The organism is Rhizobium leguminosarum bv. trifolii WSM2297, assembly GCF_000271845.1.
In genome coordinates, this window is record NZ_JH719392.1 from 624,485 (window position 1) to 637,217 (window position 12,733).

The 12,733-nt window shown below is 61.0% G+C and carries 11 protein-coding genes; 8 read left to right on the plus strand and 3 right to left on the minus strand.

The genetic code is table 11. The annotated features are described in order from the left end of the window. Positions 1-40: 40 nt before the first annotated feature. The 6 genes from RLEG4DRAFT_RS58925 to RLEG4DRAFT_RS58950 all read left to right on the plus strand — a co-directional run bounded on the left by RLEG4DRAFT_RS58925 (position 41) and on the right by RLEG4DRAFT_RS58950 (position 7,423). Entirely contained in the window at positions 41-1,549 is a 1,509-nt protein-coding gene (locus tag RLEG4DRAFT_RS58925) for an alpha-N-arabinofuranosidase (protein WP_003574617.1), read from the plus strand. Between the two features lie 198 nt (positions 1,550-1,747). Beyond that, positions 1,748-3,652 (plus strand): ABC transporter substrate-binding protein, encoded by a 1,905-nt coding sequence (locus RLEG4DRAFT_RS58930; protein WP_003574616.1) that lies wholly within the window; start codon positions 1,748-1,750, stop codon positions 3,650-3,652. Between the two features lie 106 nt (positions 3,653-3,758). Continuing rightward, positions 3,759-4,763, plus strand: coding sequence for an ABC transporter permease (locus RLEG4DRAFT_RS58935; RefSeq protein WP_003574615.1), 1,005 nt, complete (start codon positions 3,759-3,761; stop codon positions 4,761-4,763). Positions 4,764-4,765: 2 nt separating this feature from the next. After that, positions 4,766-5,623 carry an ABC transporter permease gene (locus tag RLEG4DRAFT_RS58940; RefSeq protein ID WP_003574614.1) on the plus strand — a complete coding sequence of 286 codons (858 nt, stop codon included), beginning with the start codon at positions 4,766-4,768 and terminating at the stop codon, positions 5,621-5,623. Between the two features lies 1 nt (position 5,624). Beyond that, positions 5,625-6,614 carry an ABC transporter ATP-binding protein gene (locus RLEG4DRAFT_RS58945; protein WP_003574613.1) on the plus strand — a complete coding sequence of 330 codons (990 nt, stop codon included), beginning with the start codon at positions 5,625-5,627 and terminating at the stop codon, positions 6,612-6,614. Continuing rightward, positions 6,611-7,423 (plus strand): ABC transporter ATP-binding protein, encoded by an 813-nt coding sequence (locus RLEG4DRAFT_RS58950; RefSeq protein WP_003574612.1) that lies wholly within the window; start codon positions 6,611-6,613, stop codon positions 7,421-7,423. Before RLEG4DRAFT_RS58945 ends, RLEG4DRAFT_RS58950 begins: the two co-directional genes overlap by 4 nt. A gap of 649 nt (positions 7,424-8,072) precedes the next feature. On the opposite strand, the gene RLEG4DRAFT_RS58955 is transcribed toward RLEG4DRAFT_RS58950, so the two are convergent. After that, positions 8,073-8,966, minus strand: a complete 894-nt coding sequence (locus RLEG4DRAFT_RS58955; protein ID WP_003574611.1) for an AraC family transcriptional regulator — start codon at positions 8,964-8,966, stop codon at positions 8,073-8,075. A 155-nt stretch (positions 8,967-9,121) separates the two neighbouring features. Between RLEG4DRAFT_RS58955 and RLEG4DRAFT_RS58960 the strand changes: the two genes are divergently transcribed. Both RLEG4DRAFT_RS58960 and RLEG4DRAFT_RS58965 read left to right on the plus strand, forming a co-directional pair. Continuing rightward, complete coding sequence (locus tag RLEG4DRAFT_RS58960) at positions 9,122-9,880, plus strand: SDR family NAD(P)-dependent oxidoreductase (RefSeq protein ID WP_003574610.1); 759 nt, start codon at positions 9,122-9,124, stop codon at positions 9,878-9,880. A 43-nt stretch (positions 9,881-9,923) separates the two neighbouring features. After that, positions 9,924-10,403, plus strand: a complete 480-nt coding sequence (locus RLEG4DRAFT_RS58965) for a limonene-1,2-epoxide hydrolase family protein (RefSeq protein WP_245277923.1) — start codon at positions 9,924-9,926, stop codon at positions 10,401-10,403. Between the two features lie 62 nt (positions 10,404-10,465). Here the strand turns inward: RLEG4DRAFT_RS58965 and RLEG4DRAFT_RS58970 are convergent, their stop codons facing one another. Together RLEG4DRAFT_RS58970 and RLEG4DRAFT_RS58975 are read right to left on the minus strand one after the other, a co-directional pair. Next, positions 10,466-10,588 (minus strand): hypothetical protein, encoded by a 123-nt coding sequence (locus RLEG4DRAFT_RS58970; RefSeq protein ID WP_280803005.1) that lies wholly within the window; start codon positions 10,586-10,588, stop codon positions 10,466-10,468. A 26-nt stretch (positions 10,589-10,614) separates the two neighbouring features. Further along, positions 10,615-12,729, minus strand: coding sequence for a carboxy terminal-processing peptidase (locus RLEG4DRAFT_RS58975; protein ID WP_003574608.1), 2,115 nt, complete (start codon positions 12,727-12,729; stop codon positions 10,615-10,617). Positions 12,730-12,733: the final 4 nt, after the last annotated feature.

Below are 12,733 nucleotides of genomic sequence, written 5' to 3' on the forward strand. Positions count from 1 at the left end.
CAAGAAAACAAAAATCTTGATACATAAACGGGAGGATCCGTTGAAGACGAATGTCGTTGCCCACCGCGATTTCCGAATCGCGACTATTGATGCCAGGCTCTACAGCTCGTTTCTCGAGCATCTCGGCAGAGCGATCTACGGCGGTATCTATGAGCCCGGACATCCGACAGCCGATGAGGACGGCTTCCGCCGCGACGTGCTCGATCTGGTGCGTGAACTCGATACGCCCTACTGCCGGTATCCCGGCGGCAACTTCGTCTCGGCCTATAATTGGGAAGACGGCGTCGGCCCGCGTTCGGAGCGCCCGGTACGCCTCGACCTTGCCTGGCGCACCCGTGAAGCCAACCAGATCGGCGTCAACGAGTTCGTCGACTGGTGCAAGAAGGCCAACACCAAGCCGATGCTTGCCGTCAATCTGGGATCGCGCGGCCTCGACGCCGCCCGCAATTTCCTCGAATATTGCAATCATCCGGGCGGCACATACTGGTCGGATCTGCGCCGCAAGCATGGCTGGTCCAATCCCCACGATGTCAAAATGTGGTGCCTCGGCAACGAGATGGATGGCCCCTGGCAGGTCGGCCACAAGTCGGCCTATGAATATGGCCGGCTGGCGGACGAGACGGCAAAAGCGATGCGCGGCTTCGACAAGTCGCTGGAACTCGTGGTCTGCGGCTCGTCCAATTCCGACATGAAGACCTATCCCGATTGGGAAGCTCAGGTGCTCGAGCAGTGCTATGACAGCGCCGACCATATCTCGCTGCATATGTATTTCGCCAACCGCGAGAAAAATACGCTCAACTATCTCGCCCGGGCGACGAAGCTCGACCGCTACATCACCACGATCGGCGGCGTGATCGACTACGTCAAGGCGAAGAAGCGCTCGAAGAAGACGATCGGCATTTCCTTCGACGAATGGAACGTCTGGTATCATTCCAACCAGCAGGACAAGGAGATCCTGGCGCGCGACGAATGGCCGGATGCGCCGCATCTCTTGGAAGACGTCTATAATTTCGAGGATGTGCTGCAGGTCGGCGGCATTTTGAACACCTTCATCCGCCGCTCCGACCGGGTGCGCATCGCCTGCATCGCCCAGCTCGTCAACGTCATTGCTCCGATCATGACCGACGACGGCGGTGCTGCCTGGCGCCAGACGATCTATTATCCCTTCTACTACGCCTCCCGTTATGGCCGTGGAACGGCGCTGCAGCTTGTTGTCGACGGTCCGACCTATGACAGCGACGAGGAAAACGACGTTCCCTATCTCGACGTGTCGGCGGTGCATTCCGAAGACGGCAGGACGCTGACCTTCTTTGCCGTCAACCGCCATCCGACCACGGCACTCGATCTCGATGTGCGACTGGAAGGGTTCGGATCTGCCAGGGTGATCGAGCAGGTGGAGATGACCCACGGCGATCTCGAAGCGGTCAACACGGCTGCGCGGCAAGAGACCGTCGCTCCGGTCAATGTCGAGACTGCGAAGGTCGAGGATGGACGGGTGCGGGCGGCGCTGAAACCGCTGTCCTACAACGTCATTCGGCTGTCGGTGTGACAGCCGCCGCCGGTAATCCCGACATGGGGCCCGGCTGAGAAATTTGGCTCGACTGCGAGGAGGCAGGCGGGCCGGACGGATGGTTCGCCAGAGCCCTGACTCGATTGCTCGGGTCCGATGTCAAAGCGAACCGACAACCGCGACGTACCCATGCGTGCCTTAGCGGCCGCCGCATCGTCGCTTTTTAGGGAGGAGTTCATGCAACAGTGGAAGAGGTTCGCATTCGGCGTCGCGCTGGCCACAATCGGCCTGGCGGCGACTGCCAAGGCCGATGACTATACCTCCTTGCCGCGCAAGGAGACGCTCATCGTCGAAAATCCGGAAGGGACGATCAAGAATCCCGGCTGGTTCAACATCTGGGTCAATGGCGGCGGCGGTGTCTCCACCGGCCTGCAGCAGCTGACCATGGATACGCTCTGGTATATCGACCCTGAACAGGGGCTTGGCGGCGCGTCCTGGGACAATTCGCTCGCCGCCGACAAGCCGCAATATAATGCCGATTTTACCGAAATGACCGTGAAACTGCGCAAGGGGCTGTTCTGGAGCGACGGCGTCGAGTTCACGGCCGACGACGTCGTCTATACCGTCAAGACGCAGATGGACCACCCCGGCATGGTCTGGAGTGCGGCCTTCTCGGTACAGGTGGCAAGCGTCGAGGCGACCGATCCCCAGACCGTGGTGTTCAAGCTGAAGAAGCCGAATTCGCGCTTCCACGCTATCTTCACCGTGCGCTGGAACGGCGCCTGGATCATGCCGAAGCACGTGTTCGAGAAAGTCGAAGATCCGCTTCGCTATGATTTCGCCAATCCCGTCTCGCTCGGCGCCTACAAGCTGAAGTCCTACGATCCGCAGGGCAAATGGTACACCTGGGAGAAGCGCGACGACTGGCAGCGGACCTCGCTTGCCCGCTTCGGCGAGCCCGCCCCGAAATATGTGACCTATACCGATCCCGGCCCACCGGATAAACGCACCATCGCCCAGCTCGAGCACAATCTCGATATCATCCACGACAATACGCCGGAGGGCATGTTCACCCTCAAGGAGAAATCGAAGACAATCGATACCTGGTTCCCGGGCTTCCCCTTTGCCCATCCGGATCCGACGCTGCCGGCGGTCATTTTCAACACCCAGGATGCGCCCTTCGACAATGCCGACGTGCGCTGGGCGCTGGCCCTGCTGATCGACATCAAGGCCGTCGATATGGCGAGCTACCGCGGGGCGGCGACGCTTTCGGCGCTCGGCGTGCCGCCGACGGCGGCCACGATGAAAGACTATCAGGCGCCGATGCAGGATTGGCTGAAGAATTTCGAGATCGATACCGGCAAGAGCAAGATCAAGCCTTATGACCCGACAGTCGGGCAACAGATCGCCGATATCCTGCGCAAGCAGCCGAAGTTCAAGGACCAGATTCCGACCGATCCTGAGGCGATCAGCGGTGCCTTCGGCTATGGCTGGTGGAAACCCGATCCGAAAGCCGCCGGCGAACTGCTTGAGAAGGCAGGCTTCAAGAAATCCGGCGGCAAATGGCTGACCCCTGATGGCCAGCCCTTCAAGATCCGGATGACGGTGGAAGGCGACACGCGCTCGGTCTTCACCCGCGCCGGAACCCTGATCGCACAGCAATGGGCGGCCTTCGGCATCGACGCCAAAGCCGTGCCGGCCGCGAAACTTTGGCAGACGGCGCTGCAGCCCGGCGATTTCCAGGTGGCGATCGCCTGGAGCGTCGAAACCTGGGGCGGCGATCCCGATCTCTCCTTCTTCCTCGACAGCTGGCACTCGCAGTTCGTGGCTAAGAAGGGTGAGGTTCAGCCGCCGCGCAACTGGCAGCGCTGGTCCAATCCGGAGCTCGACAAGATCATCGAGAGCATCCGCGGCATCAGCGCCGACGATCCCAAGGGCATGGAGCTCGGCAAGGATTATCTGAAACTGGTCGCCCGGGAAATGCCGACGATCCCGCTGATGTCCTATAACGTCTTCACCTCGATGGATACGACCTATTGGACCGGCTATCCGACGATCAAGGACCCCTATACGGATCCAGTGCCGAACTGGGCGAACTCCAGGCTGATGATGGTCAAGCTGAAGCCCGCCCAACCGAAATAATCCTCCCAACGCCGGCGCGCAGCCACGCGCCGGCCCCTTATCGGCGGGCTCTGCCCGCCGATCCTTTCCATCCGATGAAAGGGAACCAGAGAGGAACCACTGCCTTATGACGCCCTATCTGATCTTTGTGCTGAAGCGGTTCGGTCAGTTTCTGCTCGTCGTCTTTCTCGGCGTGACGATCACCTTCTTCGTCACCCACCTGACCCCGATCGATCCGGTCGAAGAAAGCATCGGCGCCATCACCCAGATGGGACAGTCCGACCCGAATGCGATCGAGCTGATGCGCCAGTCGCTGCGCGAGCTGTACGGCATGCAGGGCTCGATCTGGCAGCAATATCTGCACTTCTGGCTGCGGCTTGCCACAGGCGATCTCGGCCCCTCGCTTTCGGCTTTTCCCACGCCGGTCACCACCATCATCCTGCGCTCCCTGCCCTGGACGATCGGGCTGATGACGGTGTCGACGCTGATCACCTTCGTGCTCGGCAATGCGATCGGCGCACTCGCCGGCTATTACCGCAAGGATATGGTGCTGAAGGCCGTCAGCCTCGTCTTCATCGCCCTGCTGCCCATTCCCTATTATATTCTCGCCTTCGTGCTTCTCATCGTCTTCGGCTTTATCTGGCCGGTGCTGCCGATCAATGGCGGCTATGAGATGAACGCCAATCTGGACCTCTCCTTTGCTCTCGTCTTCGATATCCTCAAGCACTCCATCCTGCCCGCCCTATCGCTGATCCTTGTCGGCGCCGGCAGCTGGCTGATCGGCATGCGGGCATTGGTTTCCAACATCATCACCGACGACTATGTCGTCTTCGCCGAACTCGGAGGCGTTCCCAAGGGAAAGATCCTGCGCTCCTACATCGCCCGCAACGCCATGGTGCCGCAGTTTACCGGGCTTGCCATGTCGCTCGGCGCGATCTTCAACGGGACCGTCATCACCGAAATCGTCTTCGGCTATCCGGGCATCGGCAATCTGCTGATCGAAGCTGTGCATGCCGGCGACTACAGCCTGGTGCTCGGCCTCAGCGCCCTGTCGATTGTCGGCGTCGCCGCCGCCGTCTTCATCATCGACGTGCTGAGCCCGCTGATCGATCCGCGCATCAAGGTGGAATAGGCATGTTTACCATCATCCGCGACCTCGCCCGCCAGAATATGGAATTCCTCTGCGGCCTGCTGCTCTTTGCCGTCATCGTCGGCTTCGTCATCTTGTCGTATTTCTCGCCCTATGGCGCGACCGACATCTATCTCCTGCCGCCCGATATGCCGCCGGACGGCGAATATTGGCTGGGCACGACCTCACGCGGCCAGGACGTTTTCTGGCAGCTGACGACGGCGCTGCGCAACACGCTGTTCTTCGGCATCGGCGTCGCCTTTCTCTCGCGCATCATCTCGCTGGTCGTCGGGCTGGTCGCCGGTTATGCCGGCGGCGCGGTCGACCGGGTGCTGATGGCGATCAACGACAGCGTCATGGTGATACCGCAATTTCCGCTGCTGATCCTGTTCTATTTCGTGCTGAAGGACAACATGACCTGGACCGTGCTGATCGTCATCATGGCCTCGCTCGGCTGGTCCTATGATGCCCGGCTGATCCGCTCGGTGGCGCTCGGCCTGAAGAGCCGGCCGTTTACCACCCAGAGCGTCTATTCCGGCATGACGATGCGCAAGATCCTCGTCGAGGAGCACCTGCCCTATGTGCTGCCGATCGTCTTCGCCACGACGATGAACAACATGATCTGGTCGATCGGCATGGAGATCACGCTTTCGGTACTCGGCTTCACCGATATCGAGACGCCGACCATGGGCATGATGATCTACTGGGCCAATGCGCATTCGGCGCTGATCGCCGGAATATGGTGGTGGGTGGCGGCACCCGTCGCCGTCATCGTCATTCTGTTCCTCGCGCTCTTCCTGCTGTCGATGTCGATGAACGAATACAATGATCCGCGCAGCCGGCTGAACCGGATGGGAAGTTAGCATGGAGAATTTGGTCGAAATCGAGAACCTGAAAGCCTATTACCGCGCCTTCCTTTTTGGCGTCGATCGCGAAGTGCGCGCCGTCGACGATATCAGCCTGACGATCGGCCGCGGCGAGGTCTATGGCGTTGCCGGGGAATCGAGCAGCGGAAAGACGACCCTGATCAAAACCATCGCCGGCGCCATCCGGCCGCCGCTGCGGGTCGTATCGGGCAGCGTGAAATTCCATTTCGCCGGCGGCACCCAGGATATCTACGCGATGAAGCCGGAGGAGCGCATGGCGCTGCGCTGGCGCCATCTCTCCTATATCATGCAGGGGTCGATGAACGTGCTCAATCCGGTGCGCCGGATCCGCCATTCCTTCACCGATTTCGCCTTCCGTCATATGCAGGTGAGCAAACAGGTCTTCTTCGAAAAGGTCGCCACCCATCTGCAGCGGCTGAAGCTCGATCCGCATCTGCTCGACGCCTATCCGCACGAACTGTCAGGCGGCATGCGCCAGCGCATGACCATTGCTCTGGCCACCATCCTGACCCCGGAATTCATCATCGCCGACGAACCGACGACCGCGCTCGACGTGATCGTTCAGCGCGATGTGCTTAATATGATCCGCGAAATCCAACGCGAGATGGGTTCGTCCTTCCTGTTCGTCACCCATGACATGGGCGTGCACGCGACGGTCTCCGACCGCATCGGCATCGTCTATGCCGGGCGGCTGGTGGAGGAAGCGCCGACCGCCAAGCTCTTCAGCATGCCGCTCCATCCCTATACGCAGCACCTCGTCGGCAGCCTGCCGAGGATCGGCGATCCCACAACCAGGCCCTCGCTGGAGGGGAGGCCGCCGAACCTTGCCATGCCGCCGGAAGGCTGCCGGTTTCATCCGCGCTGTCCCAAACGGATGGAGATCTGCTCACAGAAGGTTCCGCCGCTCGTCACCGTCGAGCCTGGACGGCGAGTGGCGTGTTTTGCGGTTACGGGAGATCCGGTTTGAGTGCTCTGCTTCGCCTCTCGCATGTCACCAAGGTCTACCGCCAGGGCGGCCTGCTCGGCCGGCGGCTGATCACCGCGGTGAAGGATGTCAGCTTCGAACTCGGCGAGGAGCCGGAGATTCTTTCGATCGTCGGCGAATCCGGCTCGGGCAAATCGACGGTGGCGGCGATGATCCTCGGTCAGACCGAACCGACGGAAGGCGAGCTGCAATTTGCCGGCAAGACCGTCGCCATCCACAACAGAGCCGAACGCACCGCCTTCATGAAAGAGGTGCAGCCGGTTCTGCAGAACCCCTTCGAAGCCTTCAATCCACTGAAGCGGGTCGACCGCTATCTCTTCGAGACCGCCCGCAATTTCTCGGCCGGGGGAAAACGGCCGGACCGGCAGCAGGCGGAGAAGATGGCCGACGCCGCCCTCCATCACGTCGGCCTGACGCTGGAAGAGGTGAAGGGCCGCTTTCCCCACGAACTCTCCGGCGGCCAGTTGCAGCGCGTCGCCATCGCCCGCGCGCTGATCCCGCAACCTCGCCTGCTGGTCGCCGACGAACCGGTCTCGATGGTCGACGCCTCGCTGCGCATGGCGATCGTCAACCTCTTTGGCCGCCTGAAAAACGAGCTCGGCCTTTCGATCATCTACATCACCCATGATCTGGCGACGGCCTATTATGTCAGCGACAACATCATCATCATGCGCAAAGGTGAGATCGTTGAACGGGGGCGCGCACGGGCGGTGCTGGATGATCCGCAGCATGAGTATTCTCGGGCGCTGAAGGATGCGGTGCTGGCAGCTGATTTTAGCCCGGCGATCTAAACGCCGCGGGAACGTGGCACAAGCCGGCGTCTGCCATCCGGCGTCATCCAGGGCGCTATTTAGTCGTGCAACCGACCATCAGCGTCATGGATCGGATGGCGAGGGTGGGAAGTCGACCACATCACAGAAGGCGCGTCATCGGAACCGAATGCACGAGCATGCCGCGGATGGGAAGGATTTCTGCGGCATCAAGCAGCCGCAGTCCTGCGTCGCGGATTAAGCAGGGTTTTCACCTCCGTTATAAGGTTTTGGCAGAAACTTATAACGGCGGGAGTGGCCCGATAGGCGTAGGTTTCTAGCTAACACTTATGACGTGGCGGTTGATATGAGTGCCATGTCACGATGACGCGAGCAGGTACCGTCCGGGAGGCGGCGGAGGACATGACCCAGCGCGGGATCTCCTCCGTGGGGCCGTAGGAGACTACGGTGATGGCGCGCGCCAAGAAGTTTTTTCGCAGACATCGTTGCGATCTGACAGCGGTGAATGGCTAATTACCTTCCACGGCACCCGAAGCGGTCTTTGCCGGGTACGCCTCCGCTTGCAATAGCACTTTGTTTTCGCCCGCGTTGGCCGCACGCTTGTGCAGCGCGACCGCCCCCTCGGGTACAAGCCGGCTCGCCTCGGATCCTAAACTGCGGGGGGAAGCGCTTACGCGGCCGCACCAATTTTGCGCCGTATCTGACGAGCATCCCGCGCCGGCGGCGCGCCGAATTGCCGAAAATACTCCCGGCTGAATTGTGACGCGCTTTCATAGCCGACGGCGAACGCCACGTCGGAGGCGCTATGTTCGCCGGCAAGCAACAACTGGCGCGCCTCCTGCAACCGAAGTTGTTTTTGATATTGAAGGGGGCTGAGGCCGGTCATTGCCAGGAAGTGGCGATGCAGGCTGGCGCGGCTCATGCCGCTTGCATCGCATAAGGCCTCGATGCGCAGTCGGGTGTTGTAATTGTCCCTGATCCAGCCAGCGGCGCGCCGGATGCGACCCAGCGCGCCCTCGGGTTGGGCAATCTGACGCAACAGCCGTCCCTGCGGACCTTGCAGGAGACGATAGAGCAATTCCCGTTCGATCATCGGCGCGAGAACCGGGATATCGGCCGGCGTGTCGAGCAGCGACAACAGGCGAAGCAACGTGTCGCGCAGCGGAGCGGTCATCGGGTTGATCGCGATGCCGATACCCTTTGGATCGTTCTCGCGCACCGGGGGCATGGTCGCCGCCAGTTCGGCCAGTATGGCCGGGTCCAGCACGAGTGATACCGCGACATAGGGTTGCCCCGAAGGGGCATCCAGAATCTCACCGGTCAACGGCAGGTCGAGGGCGCTGATGAGATATTGGGCGCTATCGTAGCTCAGCAGATTGTCGTTGATTGCGACGCGCTTTGACCCCTGCAGGATGAAGCAGATCATCGAGCGGTACAGGCACGGTGCCTTGCCGCTGGAAGCTTGCCCAACGCCGATCTCCACGCGCGGAATCGACGTGACAGTCGACCCAGGTGGCGCGTGGCGCAAGGCAATGTCGAGATGCGGCGTAAGGTCATGGGTCATGATCCACTTATGCCACCGCTTCGCCGTCAGGCCAAGCGGTTGAGACAATCGGGCAAAAGATTGAGCCTATCGGGCGGGTTTGCGCACGCACCATCATCTATCTTGACGATATCAAGAGAGCGCCCGAAGGCGCGACAATCCCGCAAAGGCAGACAATGACCAACCAGATCGCACTCATTACCGGCGCCAGCCGCGGACTCGGCCGCAACATGGCCCTTCACCTCGCCAAGCGCGGTGTCCACATCATCGGCACGTACCGCAGCGGTGCTGCAGAGGCCGAGGCGCTGAAGCAGGAGCTCGAGGCACAGGGCGGAAAGGCTGCGATGCTGGCGCTCGACGTCACGGATAGCTCGAGCTTTCAGGCGTTTGCCGAGGCGCTGAGCGATACGCTGAGGACCGATTTCGGCCGTGAACGGTTCGACTTTCTCGTCAACAACGCCGGCAATGGCATCTTTTCAAACTTCGTCGACGCGACCGAGGAGCAGTTCGACTCGCTGGTGACGACGCATCTGCGCGGACCGATCTTCCTCACTCAAAAGCTTCTGCCGCTGATCGGTGACGGCGGCCGCATCCTCAACGTCTCGTCCGGCTTCGTGCGCTTCACCATGCCGGGATACAGCCTCTATGCAGCCATGAAGGCGGCGGTCGAGGTTCTGACGCGGTTCATGGCGGTCGAGCTTGGTGCGCGCAAGATCCGGGTGAACGCCATCGCCCCCGGCGCCATCGCGACCGATTTCGGTGGCGGGGCGGTGCGCGACAATGATGATGTCAATGCGTATGTCGCACAGGGCATCGCGCTCGGTCGCGTCGGGCTGCCGGACGATATCGGCGGCGCCGTTGCCGCGATCCTGTCCGACGACATGGGCTGGGCGAACGGCACGACCTTCGACATCTCAGGCGGGCAGATGCTCTAGGGCCGCGCGCAGCATCTCCTCGCAATACTCATCGGCTGACTGAATGGCGGGCTTGCCGGAGGCGACAGTTCTTAGCGCACTGCGAGAGCTGGCCGCCGGAGCTCTTCCAGTCGCTCCAGACATAAAGGACGCAACCATGCCCACGCCAATCGAGACCATTGCCGCCTTTTTTGCCGCGTATCCGGAAGATCACGGCAGAGTGGCCATCCCGCGGTGGTTCACATCCAAGACGATTTGGATCAATGAGGGCGTTTCCTCCACCACCGGCATCGAGGAAGCCATTGCCATGATCGAGGCGCTGGAGAAATCGACGCCCATTGCCACGGTCCATTTCGACATGCTTGCCATCGCTGCGGACGGGTCTCGCGTGCTGACCGAACGCCTGGACCGTTTTGTGCGCGCTGACGGCAGCGAGATCGCAGCGGCCAAGGTGATGGGCATTTTCGAGCTGGACGGCGATCGCATCGTCGCATGGCGTGATTACTTCGACGTCAGCATCGTCCAGAAAATCGCCAACGGTTGATCGTTATCGCCCCGCCTGCTCTCGAGGCCCGGACATGCGCCGAGCGACGTGAACAAGCGTGATCACGAGCTCAGGGCGCCATTGAGATCATGTAAACCGACCATCAGCATCATGGGATCGGATGGCGAGGGCGGGAAGCCGACCGCCTCATAGAAGGCGCTGGTGTCAGCGGAAATCGCAGGCACCAGCATTTCCCACCCAGCCGGTACGCCTATTTCCCGTCCGTCTTTCCCGGTTTCGTGGCTGCATTCAGGTCGCCGTCATGCAGACCCACCTCGTCTGCAAGAATGGCGGCGGCCTCATCGAGCAGGACGTCCTTTGCGTTCTTGCGGGCGTTTTCAAGCGCGATGTCGGCGCTCAGGCTGCGTTCGCCCGACTCCAGGCCATCATCTCCAGACGGATTGTCGCCATCACTTGCCTGCGCCCGATCCTTGAACCGCTTCTCGCGCGCCCCCGCTTCCTTGCGGCGTTCGGCTTCATTCAGGGAAACAATGCCTTTCTCGCGCTGCGCCTTCAGGTCGGCAATGTCCTTCACCAGACGCTGGAAATCCGGATCGCCCTTCACCCGCGCGTCATGGCGGCTTTGCAATGCTGGCAGCAACGCCGGGACATTGCCTTCGGGCGTATACTTCGCCGGCTTAATCTCCGCCCATGGCAGGGCATTGTCATAGCTGGTCTCGCCGAAGCTCTCCAGATCGGACAGTCCGGGCAGGTTGATGTCGGGGGTTACGCCGCGCAGCTGTGTCGTGCCGCCATTGACCCGGAAAAACTGGGCAATCGTCACTTTCAGCTCGCCATATTCGGGTTTGCTGTTGTGAACCATCTGATCGAGATCGACGACCGTCTGAACCGTGCCCTTGCCGAAGCTGGGTTCGCCGACGATCACGCCGCGGCCGTAATCCTGGATCGCTGCGGCAAAAATCTCCGAAGCCGAGGCAGAGCCGCGATTGATCAGCACACCCATCGGGCCTGCCCAGACAGGCTCTGCAAGATCCGAGCTTTTGACCTCGATCTTGCCGTCGCTGCGACGCTGCTGAACGACCGGGCCCTTGCCGATGAAGAGGCCGGTCAAATCGATCGCCTCGTCCAAGGAACCGCCGCCATTGTTGCGCAGGTCCATGAGAACGCTGTCGACGTTTTCCTGCTTCAGCTCGCCGAGGAGCTTGGCGACATCACGGCTGGCGCTTTTGTAATCATTGTCGCCTTTGCCCTTGGCTTCAAAATCCTCATAGAAGACCGGCAGGGTAATGATCCCGATCTTGCGCTCGGTGTCACCCGACTTGACCGACAGAACAGTCTTCCTGGCAGCCTGCTTTTCCAGACTGATCTTATCGCGCACCAGGCTGACGACGCGATGCGTGGCATCGGCGCCAGCATCGGCCGGCAGGATGTCGAGGCGCACGACGGAGCCTTTTTTCCCGCGGATCATCTGCACGACTTCATCAAGGCGCGTGCCTACCACTTCCTTGATCGGTCCGTTCTTGCCCTGACCGACGCCGGTAATGCGGTCTCCGACCGCAAGCTTGCCGGAGAGCTGCGCCGGCCCGCCGGGCACCAACTCACGGATCGTCGTATAATCGTCGCGCTCCTGCAGCACCGCACCGATGCCAAACAGCGAGAGCTTCATCGACACATCAAAATCGGCTGAGGCGGCGGCGCCGAAATAATCCGTGTGCGGATCGATCGCGTTTGAATAGGCGTCCATGAACGACTGGAAAACGTCGTCGCTCTTGAATTTGTAGGCGCGCTCCAGCGTGTTCTCATACCGTTTGTCGAGTGTTTCGCGAATAGCCGCATCGGCTTTGCCGCCGAGCTTCAACCGCAGCCAATCGCTCTTGACGCGCTTGCGCCACAGCTCATCGCTCTCGGCTTGCGACTGCGGCCAGGGCGCTTTGTCGCGCAGCACCGAGTAAGTTTCCTGCCCACTGAAATCGAAGTCCTGCTTCAGCAGGCTGCGCGCGTAGGTCATGCGGTCGACGACGCGCTGTTCATAGGCGTTGAAGATCGCAAACGGGATCTTCAAGTCCTTGCGCTCGATTGCATCGTCGATCTCGCTGCGCTCGGACGTGAACTTGTCGATATCGGCCTGCAGGAAAAGCATGCGGTCCGGATCAAGCGACTTGATGAACCCATCCATGACCCGCGCCGACAAAGCATCGTCGAGCGGAACGGGCTTGTAGCTGTAGCGCGAGAGAAATTGCGCGCTCAACTGAGCGGCTTCCGCCTGCCGCTCCAGCGGCGCCAAAACCGGCGGCGATGCGACTTCAGCAGAGGCGGACTGTACGATTGCAAGAAATGCACCGAGAAAAACGTAAGCTATGCGCATGCAG

Bases quoted from the DNA above. Each gene is read 5' to 3' on its own strand.
- RLEG4DRAFT_RS58935 (WP_003574615.1), top strand. From the start codon at position 3,759: ATGACGCCCTATCTGATCTTTGTGCTGAAGCGGTTCGGTCAGTTTCTG.
- RLEG4DRAFT_RS58945 (WP_003574613.1), top strand. From the start codon at position 5,625: ATGGAGAATTTGGTCGAAATCGAGAACCTGAAAGCCTATTACCGCGCC.
- RLEG4DRAFT_RS58960 (WP_003574610.1), top strand. From the start codon at position 9,122: ATGACCAACCAGATCGCACTCATTACCGGCGCCAGCCGCGGACTCGGC.
- RLEG4DRAFT_RS58955 (WP_003574611.1), bottom strand. From the start codon at position 8,966: ATGACCCATGACCTTACGCCGCATCTCGACATTGCCTTGCGCCACGCG.
- RLEG4DRAFT_RS58940 (WP_003574614.1), top strand. From the start codon at position 4,766: ATGTTTACCATCATCCGCGACCTCGCCCGCCAGAATATGGAATTCCTC.
- RLEG4DRAFT_RS58975 (WP_003574608.1), bottom strand. From the start codon at position 12,729: ATGCGCATAGCTTACGTTTTTCTCGGTGCATTTCTTGCAATCGTACAG.
- RLEG4DRAFT_RS58965 (WP_245277923.1), top strand. From the start codon at position 9,924: ATGGCGGGCTTGCCGGAGGCGACAGTTCTTAGCGCACTGCGAGAGCTG.
- RLEG4DRAFT_RS58930 (WP_003574616.1), top strand. From the start codon at position 1,748: ATGCAACAGTGGAAGAGGTTCGCATTCGGCGTCGCGCTGGCCACAATC.